The organism is Polyangium fumosum, assembly GCF_005144585.1.
In the GTDB taxonomy this organism is placed as follows: domain Bacteria; phylum Myxococcota_A; class Polyangia; order Polyangiales; family Polyangiaceae; genus Polyangium; species Polyangium fumosum.
In genome coordinates this window covers 25552-44517 of sequence record NZ_SSMQ01000090.1, presented here as the reverse complement: position 1 = coordinate 44517, position 18966 = coordinate 25552, and the positions used below count along the sequence as shown (strand labels likewise).

Annotated in this window: 17 protein-coding genes; 7 read left to right on the top strand and 10 right to left on the bottom strand. The window is 69.4% G+C overall.

Going from position 1 to position 18966, the window contains the following annotated elements; translation table 11 throughout:
* The 5 genes from E8A74_RS46035 to E8A74_RS46015 all read right to left on the bottom strand — a co-directional run.
* Positions 1 to 890, bottom strand: an 890-nt coding sequence (locus E8A74_RS46035; RefSeq protein WP_211365613.1) for a PAAR domain-containing protein, incomplete at its 3' end; no start/stop codon positions are given.
* Positions 891 to 906: 16 nt separating this feature from the next.
* On the bottom strand, positions 907 to 1338 hold the full coding sequence (locus E8A74_RS46030; protein WP_136935533.1) for a DcrB-related protein: 432 nt from the start codon (positions 1336 to 1338) through the stop codon (positions 907 to 909).
* Positions 1339 to 1356: 18 nt separating this feature from the next.
* Positions 1357 to 1785: a DcrB-related protein gene (locus tag E8A74_RS46025; RefSeq protein ID WP_136935532.1), complete on the bottom strand. Its 429-nt coding sequence runs from the start codon at positions 1783 to 1785 to the stop codon at positions 1357 to 1359.
* A 4-nt stretch (positions 1786 to 1789) separates the two neighbouring features.
* Positions 1790 to 2746, bottom strand: a complete 957-nt coding sequence (locus tag E8A74_RS46020) for an OLD family protein (RefSeq protein ID WP_136935531.1) — start codon at positions 2744 to 2746, stop codon at positions 1790 to 1792.
* On the bottom strand, positions 2743 to 4713 hold the full coding sequence (locus E8A74_RS46015) for a type VI secretion system Vgr family protein (RefSeq protein WP_136935530.1): 1971 nt from the start codon (positions 4711 to 4713) through the stop codon (positions 2743 to 2745). The genes E8A74_RS46020 and E8A74_RS46015 overlap by 4 nt, the downstream gene beginning before the upstream one ends.
* 124 nt (positions 4714 to 4837) lie before the next feature.
* On the opposite strand from E8A74_RS46015, the gene E8A74_RS46010 reads away from it, so the two are divergent.
* Positions 4838 to 6187, top strand: a complete 1350-nt coding sequence (locus tag E8A74_RS46010) for an NAD-dependent malic enzyme (protein ID WP_136935529.1) — start codon at positions 4838 to 4840, stop codon at positions 6185 to 6187.
* A gap of 1 nt (position 6188) precedes the next feature.
* Here E8A74_RS46010 and E8A74_RS46005 read toward each other — a convergent pair whose 3' ends face one another.
* Positions 6189 to 6680, bottom strand: a complete 492-nt coding sequence (locus E8A74_RS46005; protein ID WP_136935528.1) for a type II toxin-antitoxin system RelE family toxin — start codon at positions 6678 to 6680, stop codon at positions 6189 to 6191.
* 56 nt (positions 6681 to 6736) lie between these two features.
* Between E8A74_RS46005 and E8A74_RS46000 the strand changes: the two genes are divergently transcribed.
* From E8A74_RS46000 to E8A74_RS45990, 3 genes are all read left to right on the top strand, one after another.
* Positions 6737 to 7507 carry an alpha/beta hydrolase gene (locus tag E8A74_RS46000; protein ID WP_136935527.1) on the top strand — a complete coding sequence of 257 codons (771 nt, stop codon included), beginning with the start codon at positions 6737 to 6739 and terminating at the stop codon, positions 7505 to 7507.
* Positions 7508 to 7583: 76 nt separating this feature from the next.
* Positions 7584 to 8870, top strand: coding sequence for a monooxygenase (locus E8A74_RS45995; RefSeq protein WP_136935526.1), 1287 nt, complete (start codon positions 7584 to 7586; stop codon positions 8868 to 8870).
* 112 nt (positions 8871 to 8982) lie between these two features.
* Positions 8983 to 10275 carry a hypothetical protein gene (locus E8A74_RS45990; RefSeq protein WP_136935525.1) on the top strand — a complete coding sequence of 431 codons (1293 nt, stop codon included), beginning with the start codon at positions 8983 to 8985 and terminating at the stop codon, positions 10273 to 10275.
* A gap of 57 nt (positions 10276 to 10332) precedes the next feature.
* Here E8A74_RS45990 and E8A74_RS45985 read toward each other — a convergent pair whose 3' ends face one another.
* The 3 genes from E8A74_RS45985 to E8A74_RS45975 are packed head-to-tail and all read right to left on the bottom strand — an operon-like array spanning position 10333 to position 13387.
* On the bottom strand, positions 10333 to 11928 hold the full coding sequence (locus tag E8A74_RS45985; RefSeq protein ID WP_136935524.1) for a hypothetical protein: 1596 nt from the start codon (positions 11926 to 11928) through the stop codon (positions 10333 to 10335).
* Positions 11928 to 12575: a hypothetical protein gene (locus E8A74_RS45980; protein ID WP_136935523.1), complete on the bottom strand. Its 648-nt coding sequence runs from the start codon at positions 12573 to 12575 to the stop codon at positions 11928 to 11930. The genes E8A74_RS45985 and E8A74_RS45980 overlap by 1 nt, the downstream gene beginning before the upstream one ends.
* The gene (locus E8A74_RS45975) at positions 12572 to 13387 is read right to left on the bottom strand and encodes a metal-dependent hydrolase (RefSeq protein ID WP_136935522.1); all 816 of its coding nucleotides are present in this window, start codon (positions 13385 to 13387) and stop codon (positions 12572 to 12574) included. The genes E8A74_RS45980 and E8A74_RS45975 overlap by 4 nt, the downstream gene beginning before the upstream one ends.
* Positions 13388 to 13550: 163 nt before the next feature.
* Between E8A74_RS45975 and E8A74_RS45970 the strand changes: the two genes are divergently transcribed.
* The 3 genes from E8A74_RS45970 (at position 13551) to E8A74_RS45960 (ending at position 16975) form a co-directional block, all read left to right on the top strand.
* Positions 13551 to 15068, top strand: coding sequence for a M20/M25/M40 family metallo-hydrolase (locus E8A74_RS45970; RefSeq protein ID WP_136935521.1), 1518 nt, complete (start codon positions 13551 to 13553; stop codon positions 15066 to 15068).
* A 45-nt stretch (positions 15069 to 15113) separates the two neighbouring features.
* Positions 15114 to 15731: a hypothetical protein gene (locus E8A74_RS45965; RefSeq protein WP_136935520.1), complete on the top strand. Its 618-nt coding sequence runs from the start codon at positions 15114 to 15116 to the stop codon at positions 15729 to 15731.
* Between the two features lie 242 nt (positions 15732 to 15973).
* Positions 15974 to 16975, top strand: coding sequence for a hypothetical protein (locus tag E8A74_RS45960; RefSeq protein WP_136935519.1), 1002 nt, complete (start codon positions 15974 to 15976; stop codon positions 16973 to 16975).
* Between the two features lie 59 nt (positions 16976 to 17034).
* Here E8A74_RS45960 and E8A74_RS45955 read toward each other — a convergent pair whose 3' ends face one another.
* Positions 17035 to 18963, bottom strand: a complete 1929-nt coding sequence (locus tag E8A74_RS45955) for a hypothetical protein (protein WP_136935518.1) — start codon at positions 18961 to 18963, stop codon at positions 17035 to 17037.
* Between the last annotated feature and the right edge of the window lie 3 nt (positions 18964 to 18966).

Below are 18966 nucleotides of genomic sequence, written 5' to 3'. Positions count from 1 at the left end.
GGCCCCGGAGGAGGAGGCGGCGGCGGCCCCGGAGGAGGAGGCGGCGGTGGCCCCGGAGGAGGCGGCGGCGGCCCCGGAGGAGGCGGTGGCGGCGGCCCCGGAGGAGGAGGTCCCGGAGGAGGAGGAGGTCCCCCCCGCGCCCTTCGGAGATCCCGCGCCACGCCGACGCCGCCGAACGCGGTCGTACCCCAGACGTACGCCGGGTGATCGGTAACGCGCGTGATCACGTCCGCGACCTCTTGGTACCCGAGCCCCTGAGCAATCGCTGCCGTGTACCCGGCCGCCTTGTCGGCGAACGTGAGCCCGCGCGAGACGCGATCGTACAGCCTCCACCATTTCGAGGGGTCCGCCGCGCCCGTCGGCGCGAGGATCGTGACCCAATCGACGACCTCGCGGCCAACGTAGAACCACTCCGGCAGCTCGCCCGAAAACCGCTTGGCCAAGACCCGCGCGGACGGGCCGCCATAAAACACCGTCTCGCAGCCCGTCTTCAGCTTGCCGTCACAGACGGTCTCCTCCTTCACCCGCGCCGCGAGCTCCTGGTTGATGGAGATCGTCGCGCACCCGGTGGCGATCTGGAGGTCGTGACAACGCACCTTGTCGCGCGCACGCGCTGCGTTTCTTCCTGGCTCCCCGACGAATACGTTCGGGGACCCCTCCGCCACGTCCCCCGCTTCGTGCTTCAGGTTCTTGAACGCCTTCTCACCAGCGTTCGAGAAGTAGACGGCGACCCCCGCGGCGGCGAGCCACCCGAGCGGGCCCGTACCAAACACGAGCAGGCCAAGCGCGAGCCCGCCGAGGGCGCCCAGGACCGCGCCGAGGAACGCGAGCGAATGTTCGACCGCGTCGTCGATCCGAACCGCTTGCTCGAGCGGCGTCGCTTCGCTCATGCCCCTACCCCTCCCTTCAGGCCCCGCTCGGCCGCGCCCGCAACGAGAGCGTGGACGCCGCGCGCTCGAAAATGGCGTCCGCCTCCGCCTGCTGCGAAAGCGTCGCCGTGACGCCCAGCGAGACGAATCGCCCCCCGATCACGAACCCCAGCGTCCGCTGGTATATCTTCTGCTTGGAATCCTCGTAGGTCACCTTCACGTCGATCGCCGGAAGGCCCGCGCAAAGGCGCTCCGACCGCCCGAGGAGCTCGAAGAACGGGAGCTTGCGCCGCTGCTCCACGTGCCGCTCCTCCACGCACGCGGCGAGGTCCTTCCCGCCGCGCTCGCTGCGCGACACGCCCACCCGGATCGTGCCCTCGGGGCGCGCATACTCGAGGAGGTTGACGGTCCCATCGACCCAGTTCGCGGGCAACTCGAAGCCCGCCTCGTGCGTGATGTAAAGGCTCAAAGAAAGCTCCTCCTCGCCCTATCGCTTCTTCAATCGCAAGCTCGTGAGCAGCCGCTCGACGACGGCGTCGCACTGCGTGCTCTGCGCCCGCGCCGAGGTCGCGATCACCGAGATGAAGGTGCCATAATGGCCGACGAAATAATACCGCTGGTAGACCGGGTGTCCCTGCTGCGTCGCGTGCGCCCGCGCCTCCCGGCCCGGGAGCGCGCCGAGGGGCCGATCGCGCTGCGCGATGATCTTGAGGCCGGGGACCTTGGTCGAGAATACCTTCAGGAGCTTCGCCGCCTGCTGCACGACCGTCTCCTCCGTGCGCGGCTCCCGCGTGATCACGAGGTTTTGCGTTCTCACCCGCGTCATGGCCTCCCGCGGGAAGAACAGGTTCATGCTGCGATCGACGTACCCGTCGGGCACCTCGAACGAAAACTCGTCCACCTCGTAGATCGCCATGCCCTCACCCGAGCCGGATCACTTGATCCGCCTGCACGCTCGACACGAGCGCCGCCGATTGCGTCGCCACGATGAGCTGGTTGTTCGTGCCGAGCGTCGCGAGCGTCTTCACGAAGTCGCGCGCCTCCGCGTCGCCGAGGTGCTTCTCCGGCGTATCGATGAGCACGATCGATTGCCCGACGCCCGCCCGCACGAACGTCGTCGCGAAGAGCAGCGCGTCGAGCTCGCTGTCCGAGAGCTGCGCCAGGCTGTAGGCCCTGCGCTGGCCGTCGAGGAAGACCGGCAGCATCGCGTCGTTCGCACGATAAAGCCCCCCGAGCTGCTTCGTCGGGCAGAGCGCCTCGAAGGCCTTCTTGATGCGCCCCGGGGGCTTCGGTTTGCCCTCGGCGTCGACGTCGAGCCCGAGCCCCGCCTCCACGATGAAGCGCACGAGCCCGCTGTACTTCATGTCGTCGCGGCCGAGCCGCACCATCCGATCGAGGCTGTCGCCGGCCGACCGCGAGAGATCGATCGCCGACGCGAACGGGAGCCGTCGCGAGGCGTGGAAATACTCGACCTTGCCGAACGCCGGATCCGGGATGTACTCCGCGAGCAGCGCCGCGAGCGCCGGATCCGGCTCCGGCGGCTCGAGCACGAGGTCGCCGAAGATCGACTCGCTCACGAGGGCGCGCGCGCCGGTGCCATACCGATCCCGCTCCCCGTTCGAGAGCTCCCATTCGACGCGCACCTTCGCCGTGGTGACGCCGGGCCGCAGGAAGCTCGACGACGGCGCGGCGGGGCCATAGGGCCCGACTTGCTCCTTCGCCGCGAGGATCGCCTCGAGGAAGCTCGTCTTGCCGCTCGCGCGTGTGCCCGTGACGACCACGAGCTCGTGGGCGCCGTCCGTGCGCGCGTTGATCAGGGAAAACTCCTGATCAGGCAAACCCCGGAATCCGTCGACCCGTACCTTGCGAACTCTCATGGCGCTCCGATGTATCCCGTGACGGCCGTCGCGTCCTCGATCGCCGCGGGCTGCGGCGGATTCGGGACCCGGAGCATGCCCGGGTTGATCTGCACGATCGGCGATTGAATCGTGATCCCGCTTTGCGAGATCACGATGAACGAGTCCGGCGAGGTGGAGAGGATGATCATCTCGCTGAAGAGCCGGATGGCCTGCTTCGACAGGTGCGTCGACACGCCGTTCACCGACTGCACGAGGATGTTCTCGCCGACCTGGTGCTGCTGGTCGAGCTTGACGCGCACGGTGCGTTTCTTCGCGACCTTCACGGTCTGCTCGCCGACGACCGACTCCGCGTCGTTGTTGCCGACGTTGTGCGTGCGGTCGTTCTGGATGTTCATCCGGAGGTCGTGCTTCACGAGGCCCGTGAAGTCTTTCTCGGCCTGGAGCCGCATGAGCTCGCGGCCCGCGGCGTCCTCGAACATCAGCTCGTTGTAGCCGCCCGTCGCGGGCGAGGAGGCCGAGCGGAGCCCGCTCTGCGTCTTGTTCGCCGGCAGCGGGTACGGCACCTTTTGCAGGTTCGTGAAGACACGCCCCACGATGATGGGCCGATCCGGATCCCCGCCGAGGAAATCGACGATCACCTCCTGGCCGATGCGCGGGAGCTGCACGCCGCCGTAGCCCGCGCCGCCCCACGATTGGCTCACGTGGATCCAGCACGAGCTGTCCTGGTTCATCTGGCTCTCGCGATCCCAGTGGAAATGGACGCGCACGCGGCCGAACTCGTCGGTATGGATCTCCTCGCCCGCGGGGCCGACGACGGTCGCGCTCTCGACGCCGCTCACCTTCGGCTTCGGCGTGACGAGCGGCGGACGGTACGGGATCTCGGCGCTGCGCGTCTCCAGCCTGTGGACCCACTCGCCATACGACGTGCCCTCGTAGGTCGAATGCACCACGAGCAGCCGGTTCGAAAGCTCGCGCCGCGGATGATCAACGACGCGCATGACGGTCCCGGGCCGCAGCTCGACGAGGTTCGTGCGGAACGTGGCCTTGCGGGCCTCGGCGCGCTTCGCCTCCAGGCGGATCTTCGCGATTCGCTTGGCCTCGCCCTCGTCGTGCCGCGCCGCGCCCTTGTCGTCGGCGCTCGGCGTGGGCTCGCGCCCGTCGGTGCGGAAGAGGGAGGCGCCGGGCACGTAATGGAAGCGCTCCATCTGCTGCTCGAACGCCTCGCCCTCGGCGTGCGTGCCCATCAGCTTGTAGTTCGCGGGGCGCCGGTAGTCGTGGTCGAAGATCGTGTACTTGCCGGGCCGCGTGCGCTGTCCGACGCGCACCTCGGTGACGAACTCGAGATCCTTGTCCACCATCGGTTTGTCGACGAACCGGACGGAGGGCTCGCGGGTCGGATTGTCCTGCGGGGCGTCGTGGAGGACGAGCACGGTGGTCTCGCCTTGCTGGTCGAAGTAAAACGTGATGCCTGCGTCTTCGAGCAGACGGCAGAGGAACGCGTAATCGCTCTCGCCGTACTGCACGCGATATTTGCGTTTCTTGTAGGTGGCCGCGTCGACCTTCTGCACGGGCTCGATGCCCCACTCGCGGAGGAGCTGGAGCACGACGTCGAGGTCCGAGAGCTGCTGGAACATGCGGTGGTTGCGGCGCTGCGTCAAAAACCAGAGCTTCGGCACGATCACGAGCTCGTACGTGGAGAGCCCCGCCTCCTCCGTCTCGACCTGCTGGATGTGATGGCAGATCCCGCCCCACGTGCGGTACGCGGTGGCGAGGAGCTGGTTGCGGGAGAGCGTGAACGTCGCCTCCCGGCCGAGCACCGCGTCAAAGTCGATCTCGGGGTTCGGCGAGAGCGCCACGAGGCGGACCTCGAAGAGATCCGACACGCGCTCCGTGACCTGGAACTTGCGCACGTCGAGCGTGTCCCCGGACGCGACCTCGAGCTGCAAGTTGGGGCGCGAGGCCTCGGCGGGCGCGAACATCACCATGGTTGTCTCTCTCCTCGGGCGACTCTACGCGCGGATGATAAGGGAAGATCCTACGAGACGGAAATGTCCTCCTTGCCCCAACTTGCTCCCATGCGGCCGGCTTCGTGGTATGGTCCGCGCCCCCATGAGGAAGACCACCCTCGACACCGTACTTCGCGTCAAATGCAAACACCGCGTGGGCCAACTTGCACGCCTCGCGACGGCGATCGCCGAGCAAGGTGGTTTGCTGGGTGACCTCACCACCTTGCGCAGCATGGAGGGCGATACCCTGCGTGAGGTCACGGTCGAGACGCTGGACGAGGAGCAACGCGACCGCGTCATCGAGGCCGTGCGCGCCGTCGACGGCGTCGAGATTCTCGACACGATCGACCGCGTCTTCGACCTGCACAAGGGCGGCAAGCTCCACATGACGAGCCGGATCGAGCTCCGGCATCAGCGCGATTTGCGTTACATCTACACGCCCGGCGTGGCGCGCGTCGCGCGTGCGATCGAGCGGGAGCCCGAGCGCGCGAGGCACCTCACGGGGATCGGCAACTCGGTCGGTATCTTCACGAACGGCACGCGTGTGCTCGGCCTCGGCCACGTCGGGCCGCTCGCCTCGCTGCCGGTCATGGAAGGAAAGGCCGTCCTCTACGACAAGTTCGTCGGGATCAGCGCCTCGCCGATCCTCGTCGACACCCTCGATCCGCGGGAGTTCGTGGACACGGTCATGCGCCTCTCGCTCACGTTCGGAGGCATTCACCTCGAAGACATCCGCATCCCGGATTGTTACAAGATCGAGGAGGAGCTGATTGAGCGCCTCGACAAACCCGTCATGCACGACGACCAGCACGGCACGGCGACGGTCGCGCTCGCCGCGGTGCTCAATGCCTGCAAGATGACGGGGGTGGCGCTGGAGAAGGCGCGCGTCGGGCAGATCGGGCTCGGCGCGGCGGGCAGCGCGATCGCGCGGCTCATGATGGCGCACGGGGCGCGCGACGTGCTCGTGACGGACCGGTCCGAGGAGGCCATGAACTGGCTGAAAGGCATGGGCGCGCACCCGGTCGATCTGCCCACGCTCATGCGCGAGGCCGATATCGTGATCGCGGCGACGGGCAGGCCCGGCCTCATCGATCCGAAATGGATCCGGCCGGGGCAGGTGATTTTCCCGCTCTCGAACCCGGACCCGGAGATCGAGCCGACGGACGCGATCGCGGCGGGCGCGGCGTTTTGCAGCGACGGGCGCAGCATCAACAATGCGCTCGCGTTCCCGGGCCTGTTCCGCGGCGCGCTCGCCGTGGAGAGCCGCGCCATCACGCCGGAGATGCGTATCGCCGCGGCGCGCGCGATCGCGTCGTGCGCCGAAAAGGGCGAGGTCGTGCCCTCGCCGCTCTTGCCGCACGTGCACGAGGCCGTGTGTGAGGCCGTCGTCGAGGCCGCGCGCGCGCAGGGGCTCGAAGGCACTGCGCGCCTGACACCTCGCAAGCGTTCCTGAATCAGCCCGCCTCGCTGGTGATCGCCACGACGGTCACCAGCATCCCCTGCACCTTGTAAAGCAATCGCCGCGCGCCCATGCGGCTTTGCAGGTGTCCGTCTTTCCGACCGTGGAACGCCATCACCCCGCGCGGCACCGGATCAAAGGCGAGCGCGTCGATCTCCAGCGAAATGTCCTCCCGCTCGGCCGGCGCGAGCGCTTCGAGGTCGCGCACCGCGCGCGTGAGCAGCTCGATGTCGCGCACGTCCCTCCCCCGCCCGCGCCGGCTCGAGCGCGCCGCGCTTCCTCGCCACGACACCGGCTCCTCGTGCCCTTGCTCGGCCCAGGCCGCGCCAATCGCCTCGTCGTCGATGCGGAGCGCGAGCTCCTCGGCGAGCTTGGCCACGAACTCCGCGGGGAGCAGCGTGTCCCCCTTCGAAAGCCGCCCCGCGAGCGCCGAAAGCACCTGCGCTTGGGCGGCCCGTACATCTTCGTCACCGCGCATCTCATCCATGGGGAGCACAATACACGAACGTGCCCGGCACGCGCGAGCCGTGGTAGGGTCGGCCCATGCGCCCGGCGGCCTTCGCGTTCGTCTTCGCCCTCCTCGCGGCGGGCCCACGTCCGGCGTCGGCCGAGGCCCCGGCGGCGGAGGTCGACACGCGCCGCTGGTGCGCGGCCGAACTCAAGGCGCTGGCGAACGAGGTGTGCGTGTTCGTCCCCGAGAAGCCCGCGCCCGGGCCTCGGACGCTCATCATCCACCTCCACGGCGTCATCCAGCCCGATACGCACGATCAATGGAACTCGCAGCGCAACGCGGCGCGGGTGGGCGCGACGTACGGGCATACCGTGATCATGCCGCGGGGCCGGCGCGGGATCGGGCCGAAGACGATGGAGAGCTGGTGGGCGTGGCCGACGGGCATGGACGCGCGCCGGATCCACGAGGACGCGCTCATCGCCGAATGGACGGCCGCGCGCAATGCGCTGGAGCAAGCCGCGGGCACACCGTTCGAGCGCGTTTATGTGTTTGGGTTCTCGAACGGCGCGTATTATGCGACCTCGCTCGCGATGCGCGGCCGGCTCGACGTCGCGGGGTATGCGCTCTTCGCGGGCGGCTCGGGCGCGCCGTACCACGAGATGGAGGCCAAGGGGACGAAGAAACGCGCGCCGATCGTGGTCGCGTGGGGCGCGGGCGATCCCACGCACGACAAGCAGCAGGCGCTCGCGAAGATGCTGAAGCGGATGCGCTGGCCGCACCTGGAGATCGGGCGTCCGCGCGCAGGCCACGCGATGACGGACGAGCAGGTCGAAAAAGCGCTCGCCTTCCTCGGCAAGCCCTGATTTCTCCTTTTACGAAGCGCGCCCGGCCGGTGTCTCTGGCGGCATGCGCACATCCATCCTCGCGATTCCTCTTTCCATGGGTCTCTTCGCCGTCCTCGCGGCCGCGTGCGGCGGCGGCGACGGGAGCACCGGCAGCTCGGGGACGACGCCTCCTCCGGACACCCCCGTGACCGTCCTCGACCCCACGTGCGGCGTCGAGGCCACCGTCCCGAAGACGCCCACGTATGCCGAGGATGTCGCGCCGATCCTGATGAAGAACTGCGCGACGTGCCACACGAACGGCGGCATCGCGCCCTTCCCGCTCCTCGATTACGAGCAGACGAAGCCGCTCGCGGGCCTCCTCGCGGAGCGCACGACGGCGCGCGAGATGCCGCCCTTCAATCCGAACAACTGCGGCCATTGCAACACGTTCCAGGACGCCCGGTGGCTCACGTCCGAGGAGATCGCCACGATCTCCGCGTGGGCCGAGGCCGGCGCGCCCGCGGGCGACCTCACGAAGGCCCCCGCAAAACCCGAGCCGCCCGCGGGCCTCGCGGATGCGAACCTCACGATCGACATGGGCGTCGCCTACACGCCCGATGGATCGAAGGTCGACGATTACCGCTGCTTCATCGTCGATCCGGGCATCACGGCCGACAAGTTCCTCACCGCGTACGAGGTCGTCCCGGGGGATCCGCGCGTCGTCCACCACGTGATCGCATTCGCGCTCGACACGGCGGCGGCCGAGGCCGAGGCCGAATCCCTCGACGCTGCCGAGGCGGGCCCGGGATACACGTGTTTCGGCGGTCCGGGCGTCGGGGCCTCGCGGTTCGTCGTGGGCTGGGCCCCGGGCGGCGGGCCCACGCGTTTCCCCGCGGGCACGGGCCTAAGGCTCGAAGGTGGGCGCAAGATGGTCGTGCAGGTCCATTACAACCTCGCGGGCGGCGCGTTCCCCGATCAGACCCGCATCGCGGCCGTCGTGCAGGACTCGGTCGAAAAAGAGGCGACCATTTCGCGGATCGCGGCGCAGGGGATCAACCTGCCGCCGCAGCAGCCGATGACGACCGTGACGAACGACGAGCCCGTCCCGGCGGGAGCGGGCGCCGTGACCTTGTGGGGCGTGGCGCCGCACATGCACGGGACGGGGAAGACGCTGCACGTGGAGGCCGAGCACGAGGGGCAGAAGCAATGCTTGCTCGACGTGGGGAACTGGGATTTCCACTGGCAATCGTTCTCGATGTACGAGACGCCCCCGAAGGTGCAGGGCGGCGATACGATCCGGATCACCTGCGGCTACGACACGACGGGCCGGGACACCGTGACGCAGCAGGGCGAAGGGACCGAAGACGAGATGTGCATCGCGTTTTTCTATGTGACGCGTTGAGGGGCACCACGAATCTTTCCCGCCGCGACGAGCCTCGGCATGGGCGCGCCCGTGACCCGCCCCGTCACGCGCCGAGGTGCAAGCGCGCCGGGGAATGTGCTAGCCTCCGCGCGTGGTGAAGGAACGGGGGCGCGAGCTAGGGGCGGGCGCGATCGCGCTCCTCGCGCACGTGCTTTTCCTGTCCGTCGCCCCGCGCGCACCGGCGCCGGGTGCCGAGCCGTTGCCGCCGCGGGTCGAGCCTTCCGCGGATACGACGGTCGATATCGAGGAGGAAAACCCGCCCGGCGTGGTGACCCGCGCGCCGGCGCCCGAACAAGCGCCCACGCCCGAAGCGGCCCGCGTGGCCGTGCGTGCACCTGCGCCCGTGCCGGCGCCCGCGCCCGAATCCGCTCCCGCGCCCGCGCCCGAATCCGCGCCCGCTCCCGCTCCCGCTCCCGAATCCGCTCCCGCTCCCGCTCCCGAACCCGCTCCCGCGCCCACGCCCGCCGCGCCGAGCCCTCCCGTCGACGAATACGGCGGCGCGCCCGCGCCGGCCCCCGTCGTCGGCGCGCTTCCCGGTCTCGGTTCGCCCGTATGGGCCGTCCCGGGCGTCGTGCCCGGCGCGCCGGCAGCGCGGCCCGCGCCCACGACCATCGAGGCGCCGCGCCCCGTCGATTCCGACATCGCGAGCCGCGTCATTGCGGGCACCCTTCACAACAAGGACAAATCCACCGGCATCGACGTCCCCGCGGCCGGCGTCGTCGCCTCCACCATTGCCTCCGCCGTGCGCGGCTCGGCGGTCAAGGACGCCCGCGCCACGTTCGAGGTCAAGCTCGACGCGCAAGGCAAGGTCGAGGGCGTCCGCCTCGTCAGCACCACGGACGCGAATGCGAACCACTGGACCGGCGTCGTGGAGGCCGTGAAGAGCGGGCTCTCTGCGCGGTCCTTGCAAATGGGCCCGGACAAACAAGGCGTCACGGTCGTCGTCAAGATCGAGTCGAAGGTCCAGTATCCGGCCGGAAGCGTGGTGAAGGGCGAGATCAGGCCCCTCTGCGCGAACGAGGTCATCGAGCAGATCGCGCAGGCGGTCCAGGACGGGATGTCGGCGGGCGGCGGTGGCTACACGCGCGGCGTCCGCGACGATACGGGCCGGTTCATTCCGTACAGCGACCTCGACGAGGAGCGCAAGCGCCGCTTCTGCATTCCGATCGGCATCGTCGGCGGGGGCGACCTCTCGAATTTCGGCGGCGCCCACATGTACAACGTCGTGAGCTCGTCGTTTACGATCAAGCGCGCCGGAGAGCAAGCGTTGCCCGCGGATACGCCCCTGCCCGTGGATCGGAGCGCTCCGTGGACCCCCGCCGCGCCGGGCAAGACGCGGCCGCCGCCGCCGCCGAAAAAAAAGAAGAAAAAGAAGCGGACGTGAGGGCGGGCGGGGGCATGCAGGCGATGCCGTCGTGGCAGCGCCGCATGGGGCCTGTACTCAGGGCGCGGCCGGCGGCGCGGCGCGTTTCTTCGATGCGATCGCTTTTTGCGTTTCGAGCGCCTGGATCTGCACATCGAGCGTTTGCTTCTGCCTGCGCAGCCGCTCGAGCCGCACGAGGGTGTCGACCGTGGAGAGCGTTTCCTCTGTCGCAGCGCTGTCCACGATACTGGCGAACCCGAGCGCGCCGCTCGCGCTGGCGAGGCCGTCCGCGACCGCGCCGGTCGCGCTGGGGAAGGTCGAGGCGCTGCTCTGCTCCAGCCGGACGAGGCGACCTTTCGTGTCGAACCCGAGCGCGAGCCTGCGCTTGGCGAACGCGGCCGGATCAAAGGAGATCGTCGCCGCCGGCTCGCGGGGATCCATCACGTCGATGATCCTGGCGTCGACGATTCGAATCCCCTCATACGACTCCCCGATGCGCGCTTCCTCCGGATCCGCGACTTTCCCTTGCGAGAGCAGCCGCAGCGTGGCCGCGCGCGACGGACGATAAAACACGCGCCCTTCCGCCTCTTCCTCGGCCGGCGCCGCGCCCTTCGGGTTTTTCGGCGGCGCGCCGCGATCGGGGGTCAATGCGATCGCGATCCGGGTCGCGTTCCAGAGCTCCCGCATGGCCGGGTGCTGCGCGAGCTTCGCCGGCACGTCGGCCGATTTCGTGCCCTCGGGCAGCGTGGCCTCCTCGGGGATCTCCGCGACGTCGAAGACGCGCACGACGTCCCGCGTGATCGACGCCGGCGCGAACCGTTGCTCCTCGGCGAAGGCCTGGAGCCGGGCCTCGAACGCGGCGCGCACCTCCTTGTGCTCGTCGAGGGCCGCGCGGAGCGAGGCGTCGAGCATGGCGCGCTTCGATTCGAGCGCGGCGAGCTCTTTCGCGTCCGCGGCGCCGATCCGATCCTCGACCTCCTTCTTCGTTTTCCTGCGCTCGCTCGCGACCGCGTCGAGCTCGTGGCCGCGCAAGAAGAGCTTGCGCCCCTCCGCGCTCGCCGCGAGGAAATACAAGGTCTGCATCGGCAACCCTTCGAGGTCCTCGCAGGGGAATTTCGCCGCGGAGGGATCGGCGCGGAGTTTTCCGCAGACGCTCGTCCGCGCGGCCTCGGTCCCGCGGTCCGCGAGCCCCACGAGAAATCCCGCGATCGTGGCCGCCGCTTCGAGCGTATCGGTGACGACCTGCCCTTCACGCCCCGCGCTCTCCATGTTGATGGACTTGAGCAAGCCATTGCCATACGTCTCGACGGCCAGCGAATCGTCGGACGTGCGGCCCGGTTCGAGGTGGAGCGCATAAAACGCACGCGTGTCCGGCACGTGCAAGACCGTGACCGTCGCCGCGCTCTCTTCGACGTCGAAGGGCAGGCTCTTCACCTTGAACTCGTAGAGCCCCGCGTCGTTTTTCTCGTACGAGACGCTCCGCCGCGACGTGAGCGTGGTCCGGACGCTGACCTCGATCAGCGTCTTCGGCAGGTGATACCGGATGCCCTCGGGCGCGGCGTCCCCGTACGCGTGCGGGCCGCTCCCGATCATCCGCGTGCCCCCGCAGCCGGACAGCGGCAGCACGAGCGCCGCCGCGGCGAGGAACCATCGTGCAGCGTGTTTGATTCGCATCAGAGAATCACCATCGTCCCGAGCGTCTGCCGCATGTCCCGGAGGTCCTGCGCGTACCCCGGCGGCGCCGTCACGAGCCACGCCTCGACGAGGCCGAGCCAGCGCACGCGAATCTCGTCCACCGCCTTCGGATCGAGCGTGTCAATCACCGCGCGCACGGTCTCGGCGTCGAACTCGCGCCACCGCTGCCGGCCCTCCGGCGAATGCCAGCGCGGTTTGCCCTCGAACCCGACGACGAGGCGCGCGCCGAGCCCCGCGAGCCGCGCGAGGAGCGGGCCCGCGCCCGTGTCGCAGCACATGAAATGCAACGCGCGGTTCTCCGCCCAGAGCCGCAGCTCGTCCTCGGGAAAGTCGTCGGCGAGGAGCAGGCCCTTGGGCGAATTCGTGTCGAGGACGCGGCTCGGCTCGCCGTGCGAGGTCACGAGGATCGCCGCATAAGGTCGCGCCTCCTCCGCGGCGACGCGGAGGGCCGCGAGGACAGTGCTGCGCTCGGTGAGCGTGCGCCCGAAGCGCACGACGCGGCCGCCGAGGCCCGCATACAGCGAATCCCGCATCCGCTGGACCTCGACGGTGTCCTCGTCGTACGCGCTGTCGATCGAGAGGACGCGGCGCTCGATCCGCGAGCCGATCTCGACGGGCAACGTCATGCCATGCCCTTCGCTTCGAGCCATTGACGCGCGAGGCCGTCGATCTCGGCCTCGAGCGGATGAAAATCGCGCCGGAGATACGACTTGATGCCCCGCACGAAGACCCGCTGGCCAATCGGATGCTCGCGGAGCTTTCGAAGCTCGGCCCGGAGGTCGACATCCCCGCGGCGGCGGTCCTGATCGAGGAGCACGAGCGTCCCGGCGATCCAGAACGCCGCGAGCGTGGAGGCAGCGAGGGCCATGCCGGCGACGCGCAGGGCATAACTCGGCGCGACCTTCCCGAGCACGTCGAAGGCGACGGCGCGGTGCTCGATCTCCTCGGCGGCGTGCCAGAACAAGAGGTCGCGCAGCGCCGGGTGGGCTCGATCGAGGAACCGCTCGCGGAGCGCATTCTCGGCCATGATGGCAGTGAAATGCTCGGCCGCGGCGGTGACGGAGAGGCGGAAGGCCGGGGGGAACGCAGGTTCGAGGACGCCGTACGCGATCTTCTCGTAGACGCGGAGGAAGGGCTGGATCTCGTAGCCTTGCTCCTCCAGGCGCTCGAAGAAGCGCTCGTGCGTCCGGGCGTGGCGGCCCTCCTGGGCGAAGAAGCCCTTCACCTGGGCGCGGAGCTCGGGGTCGTCGAGTTTGTCGAGGTAATGGTGGACGCTGCGCACGAAGAAACGCTCGCCCGCCGGGAACAGCAGATTGACACCGTTCGCGATGTGCGTGGCGAGCGCGTTGCCCCCGAACCAGTGGCGCGGGACGGTCTCGTCGAAGTCGAGGCCGGGATCACGAGGCTTGAGGGCGGGGCGTTCGTGGGAGGTCTGCATGGCCGACTCCAGGGACGATTCGAGGGTACCCTCACGCCCTTGCCCGGTCAACGCGATGCTCCGGACAATCACGGCAAGCCGGATGCTCCGAGGAAGAGGCTTCCGCCGAGCGTGATCCAGCCATTTTCATCTCCCGCGACTTGCGCCAAACTCGCGCCCCGCGATGTCTGCCCGAAGCGCCCTCCTCCTCGCCACGCTCTCGCTCACGGCCTGCTCGGCCGCGGAAATCCCGACACCCGAGCGCGCCGCTCCACCCGCTGCCGTTCCCGCGCCAGCGACCACGACCGCCTCCGCCGCCGCGCCTGCGACCGCCTCCGCCTCTGCGTCCGCCGCCGCCCCCGCGGTCGTTCCCCGTGATCCGAACGTCGACAAACTCCAGAGCGCCGCGCAGACCGACTCGCGCGCGTACGACATGGTTCGTTCGCTCGTCGACGAGGTCGGGCCGAGGCTCGCGGGGTCGCTCGGGGACAAGGCCGCCGTCGCCTGGGCCCTCCGGACCCTGAAGGACAAGGGGCTCGAGAATGTGCGCGCCGAAAAGGTCATGGTCCCGCATTGGGAGCGTGGCCAGGAGAGCGGCCGGCTCGTCGCGCCGTACGCGCACACGCTCGCGATCACCGCGCTCGGTGGGAGCGTCGGGACGCCGCCGAAAGGGCTCGAAGGCGAGATCGTCATGGTCGAGTCGCTCGACGCGATGGCGGCGATGGACGAGGCCAAGGTCAAAGGCAAGATCGTCTTTTTCTCCGCCCCCATGACCCGCACGAGCGACGGCTCGGGCTACGGCAAGGTCGCCGGCATCCGTCACCGCGGCGCCGTCGCCGCCGCCAAAAAAGGCGCGATCGGCGTGCTCCTCCGCTCGATCGGCACCGATCACGATCGGCTCCCCCACACGGGCGCCATGGGCTACGAGAAAGACGTCCCCAAGATCCCGGCCGCTGCACTCGCCGTACCCGATGCGGAGCTGCTTGCACGGCTGGTCGGTCAGGGCAAACCCGTGCGCGTGAGCTTCTCGCTCGGGGCGAAGCTCCTGCCCGACGCCGAGAGCGCGAACGTGATCGGCGAGGTGAAGGGGCGCGAGAAGCCCGACGAGATCGTCCTCCTCGGCGCGCACCTCGACGCGTGGGACCTCGGGCAAGGCGCGATCGACGACGGCGCCGGGTGCGCGGCGGTCGTCGAGGCCGCGCGGCTCGTGCTCGGCCTCGGCACGCGGCCGCGACGCACGATCCGCGTGGTGCTCTTCGCCAACGAGGAGAACGGCCTGCGCGGCGCGGTCGCGTACGCGAAGGACCACGCGGCCGAGCTCGACAAGCACCAGCTCGCCCTGGAGATCGATCTCGGCTCCGGCCGCGTGCACACGACGCGCTTCCTCGTCGCCGACGCCTCGCGGCCCGTGGCCGAGCGGATCGCGAGCCTGGTTTCGCCGCTCGGGATCCAGTACGACAAGGCCCCGGCGCGCGGCGGCGCCGACCTCATCCCGCTGCACGCCGCGGCCGTGCCGATCGTGGATCTGCACCAGGACGCGACGAACTACTTCGACGTCCACCACACGGCGAACGACACGCTCGACAAGGTCACGAAGGAGGACCTCGATCAGGTCGTCGGGGCTGTGGCCACGGTCGCATGGGCGGCTGCCGAAGCCCCCGAGACGTTTGCCCGCGTGCCAGAAGAGCTCCGGAAGCGCTGAGCAACACGCTTTTCCGGGAAGCCCGCGCCGGCCTATAGTCGCTCGATGCGGATCGGAATTGTCTGGACAATCCTCGTCTTCGGGACCTCGCTGGGGCTTTTCGCGTGCGGCGCGGAGGAGCCCCCTCCCTCTTCGACGACGACGAGCGGCTCGGGCGGCAGCGGCGGCGGCGAGCCGAAGTTGCCCCCGGCGAGGTGCGGCGAGCTTTGCGACCACGTCTCGCAGATCAAATGCTTCGTGTGGCCGAGCTGCGCGAAAGATTGCGCGGACTACCTCCGCGCGGACGAGGCGTGCGAAAGCGCGTTCGAAACGCTGCTCGGCTGCTGGGCCGATCAGAAAGCCGATTTCACGTGTCTGCCGACGCAGGTCGTGCCGCCGGCCGGCTGCAAGGCCGAGGAGGACGCGTTCCGGGCCTGCGCGCAGGGACAAACGCGGAGTGATACGGCCGCGTGCACGGGGCAAAGTGGCACGAACGCGTCCGACGCGTGTACGAGCTCGACGTTCTGCGCAGGGGTCGGCGAGCTGCGCACGTCGTGCACGCGCCTCGGCGACGGGACGTGGCAGTGCACCTGCCGCTCGGATGTGTCGCTGCTCGGGACGTGCACGGAGCCGACGGGCAAATGCGACAATCTCGAGGGATGCTGCTCGGCATTTTTCTTCTGACGGTCGGGACCACGCCCGGGAAAACCTCCTCGGCGCGGCGCGCGTTTCGGGGCCATCGATGGCGGGTACGTCATGGCCGCCCTCGGAGCAACGCGTCCCCCGCGCCCCGCAGCGAGGCCTCGGGGATTTCCGTAGACGCGCGGGACACGCGTGACAGCGCCCGCTGAACGGAGGGCACGGGGGACGAAAAACCCGTCATCGACCCTCGACGCGGGCCCGCCTCCGCGTTAGAGGGGCGAGCCATGAAAACCACGGTATCGTTTGTCGGGATGCTCTCCCTCGTCGTGAGCGCTTTCGCGTGCGGCGGCGCGGAGACCGAGGTGAAGGAACCGTCGCAGGACGAGGCGAAGCCGGCGGAGACGACGGCCACGAAGACGCCCGAGCCCGCGGCCACGACGGCCGCGACGACGACGGCCACGACCACGACGACCGAGGCGAAGCCCGCGCCGCCGCCGCCCGTCGTCGAGGACATGAAGCCGAGCGAGGACCCGAACCCGCTGCCGAGCGTGAAGATCACGGCGCCGAAGAACGACGCGTCGGTCGGGGACCTGGCCAAGGCGAAGGACTTCGAGATCAAGCTCGACGTGAAGGACTGGGCCACGGTCGAGAAGGGGCCGCACGTCCACCTGATCCTCGACGACCTCCCGTACAAGGCGATTTACGACACGAAGAAGCCCGTGAAGGTCTCCGAGCTGCTGCCCGCGGGCACCGAGCTCAAGGAGGGCGAGCACACGCTCGTCGCGTTCGCGAGCCGCGCGACGCACGAGTCGGTCAAGGGCAAGGGCGCGCAGCAGCTCGTGACGTTCTGGGTCGGCAAGAAGGGCAAGAGCACGTTCGACCCGAAGAAGCCCCACGTCGTCTACAGCCGACCCAAGGGCGAAAACAAGGGCGCGATGGGCAAGGAGCTGCTCCTCGATTTCTATCTCTTCGGCACGGCGCTCGACAAAGGCGAGAAGGTCAAATACACGATCGCCGGTGCAGGCCTCGCCACGCCGCTCACGGGCGAGTTCACCACGTGGGCCCCGAAGGTCGCGAAGAACCTGCCGAAGGGCGACTACGAGGTGACGGTCGAGCTCGTCGACAAGGACGGCAAGCCCCTCGAAGGCCCGCTGACGAAGACGACCCGCAAGGGCATCTCGGTCGATCCCGAGGCCGCCGCGAGCGACCCGCACGCCGGCCACGGCGCCGAGCCCGCTGCGCCCGCCGCCGCGCCCGCGCCCGCCCCCGCGCCCGCCAAGAAGTAACGCGCCCAGCGATTCGTTGGACGACCAACCGTTCGTGAAGAAGCGCGGGGGGCCGTCGCTCAAGGATCAAGCGCGAGCCGACCCATCCACAAAGCACCGTCGTTGCGAGGAAGGAGCCCGTCCTTCCCCTCGGAATACCCGAGGACCGCACTCACGAGCGACACCTCGCCCGCCCCCACATCGAGGGCGGCGAACCGCCCCCCGTTGCACGAGAGCACCCGATGGCCAAGCGGCGCGCCCGCGGGGTCGAGGACCAACGCAAACAGCGCGCTCCCGAGGCCCCCACCAAACGTCGAGGTGCCGCCCGGGAGCGGCTGCCCGCCGACGCTGAAGCTCGACGTCGCGCGGCCCGCGAGCACGACACGCCCGTCCTCGGCGACAGCCACGTCGGCGAGCGTGAACGCCTCCACGACCGAGTTCGGCGGGTGATCGAAGTGCTGCCCCCAGATCGGGCTGCCGGTCGCGTCGAGCGCCACGACGAACCCATCGTTGCCCGGGCCCGTGCTCACGAGCGGCTCCATTCCGACGTCGATCACGCCGGTAAAAGCCCCCGCCACCACGACCCCGCCCCCGGGCCGCACGGCGAGCCGCACCTGGTCGTCCGTACGGAGCAGGACCTGCCCGAGGTCCCGCGCGAGGATCGGCGTGCCTTGGGGATCAAACGCCGCGACGAAGAGCCTTGTCTCCGGCGGCGAGACGATCCACGGCCCCACGATCGGCGGCAGGCCATGGCCAAAATCGAGCACGCCCACGGAGCCCCCCACGAGCCAGGTGGTGCCCTCGTCGTCGACCGCGACGTCGAGGGCTTGTTGCGCGTACCCGTCGCCGAAGCGGCTCGCATAGAGCAGCGCGCCCTCGGCATCGTACGCACCGACGAGCAGGTCCGGGCCGCAGTCGCCCACGGGCGGCGTCACCTCGATCGGGCCGCTGGCGAACGAGATCGTTCCGTGGAGGCTCTTCACGAAGCTCACGCCGCCGTCCGGGCGGGCCGCGATGCGCGGGTAGGGCAAGGTGCAAATGGCGAGCGGAGGAGCCACGTCCTCGATGAACCCGGTGCTCCACACGGTCGTGCCCGCCTCCGACATGCGCGCGACGAACGAGCCGTATCCGCTGGTCGGGTTCTGGAGCACGCCGGCCCCGAGATCGATCGTGTAGTCGTAATGCCCTCCCACGAAGAGATCCGCACCGTCGCGCTGCGAAAGGGAGGAGATCCCTTCCATGCCAATGTTGCTGAACTTGTGATCCCACAGGACGTTTCCCTGCGCGTCGAAACGGACGAGCACGGCGTCGCCCGCGCCGTCTGCGGAGATCTGCCGATCCCCGAGGTTCAGGCTCGAGAAGAGCGAGCCGCCGAGGACGAACCCGCCCCACGCGTGCTCGACGTCGAGCTCGGTGAGGTCGCCCAAGCCCTGCGGGAAGCTCGACGCGAAGCGCGGCGGGAGCGGCCGGGAGGCGGAGTCCTTGCGAGAGAACATGATCTCGTGCATCGGCCCCTGGAGCTGCGACGCCGCGTCGTAAAACGACTGGAAGGCGCCGGTCTCGGCGTCGTACACGGTGCCCTGGAGCTCCATGGGCCGGCCGATCGAGCAGAGCCATGCGAGTTCGTCGCCCGGCATCTCCAGGCTCGTGCCCGTGAAGGGGACGCGGACTGTGCTGTAGCTGTACTCCCCGACCGCGAGCGGGAACAAAGACGCGCCCTCGGGCACGCGGATCTCTCCCACGACCGGCGCGTGCGTCGCGTCCGGCGTCGTCACGTCGAGTTTGTCGAGCCAGATCTCGGCCTCGGTCTCGTCGCTCCACGTGGAGAGGGTGGCCGTGAAGTCGAACGCGCCGTCGAGGTGAACACGGCCGTCCACACCCGTGGAAAGCTCGACTTCGGGGTGCAGGAAGTCGACGTGCACGCTGTCTCCGTCGCCGCGGCAAGCGATGAGCACGAGCGCGGAAAGGGACGCGGCGAGGAGGGGCGCGGCGGACGAGCGGGGGGCCATGGC

Excerpts from the sequence above, each read along its gene's own strand:
- E8A74_RS46025 (WP_136935532.1), bottom strand. The coding sequence starts at position 1,785 with ATGGCGATCTACGAGGTGGACGAGTTTTCGTTCGAGGTGCCCGACGGG.
- E8A74_RS46020 (WP_136935531.1), bottom strand. The coding sequence starts at position 2,746 with ATGAGAGTTCGCAAGGTACGGGTCGACGGATTCCGGGGTTTGCCTGAT.
- E8A74_RS46015 (WP_136935530.1), bottom strand. The coding sequence starts at position 4,713 with ATGGTGATGTTCGCGCCCGCCGAGGCCTCGCGCCCCAACTTGCAGCTC.
- E8A74_RS46010 (WP_136935529.1), top strand. The coding sequence starts at position 4,838 with ATGAGGAAGACCACCCTCGACACCGTACTTCGCGTCAAATGCAAACAC.
- E8A74_RS46005 (WP_136935528.1), bottom strand. The coding sequence starts at position 6,680 with ATGGATGAGATGCGCGGTGACGAAGATGTACGGGCCGCCCAAGCGCAG.
- E8A74_RS46000 (WP_136935527.1), top strand. The coding sequence starts at position 6,737 with ATGCGCCCGGCGGCCTTCGCGTTCGTCTTCGCCCTCCTCGCGGCGGGC.
- E8A74_RS45995 (WP_136935526.1), top strand. The coding sequence starts at position 7,584 with ATGGGTCTCTTCGCCGTCCTCGCGGCCGCGTGCGGCGGCGGCGACGGG.
- E8A74_RS45985 (WP_136935524.1), bottom strand. The coding sequence starts at position 11,928 with ATGCGAATCAAACACGCTGCACGATGGTTCCTCGCCGCGGCGGCGCTC.
- E8A74_RS45980 (WP_136935523.1), bottom strand. The coding sequence starts at position 12,575 with ATGACGTTGCCCGTCGAGATCGGCTCGCGGATCGAGCGCCGCGTCCTC.
- E8A74_RS45975 (WP_136935522.1), bottom strand. The coding sequence starts at position 13,387 with ATGCAGACCTCCCACGAACGCCCCGCCCTCAAGCCTCGTGATCCCGGC.
- E8A74_RS45970 (WP_136935521.1), top strand. The coding sequence starts at position 13,551 with ATGTCTGCCCGAAGCGCCCTCCTCCTCGCCACGCTCTCGCTCACGGCC.
- E8A74_RS45965 (WP_136935520.1), top strand. The coding sequence starts at position 15,114 with ATGCGGATCGGAATTGTCTGGACAATCCTCGTCTTCGGGACCTCGCTG.
- E8A74_RS45960 (WP_136935519.1), top strand. The coding sequence starts at position 15,974 with ATGAAAACCACGGTATCGTTTGTCGGGATGCTCTCCCTCGTCGTGAGC.
- E8A74_RS45955 (WP_136935518.1), bottom strand. The coding sequence starts at position 18,963 with ATGGCCCCCCGCTCGTCCGCCGCGCCCCTCCTCGCCGCGTCCCTTTCC.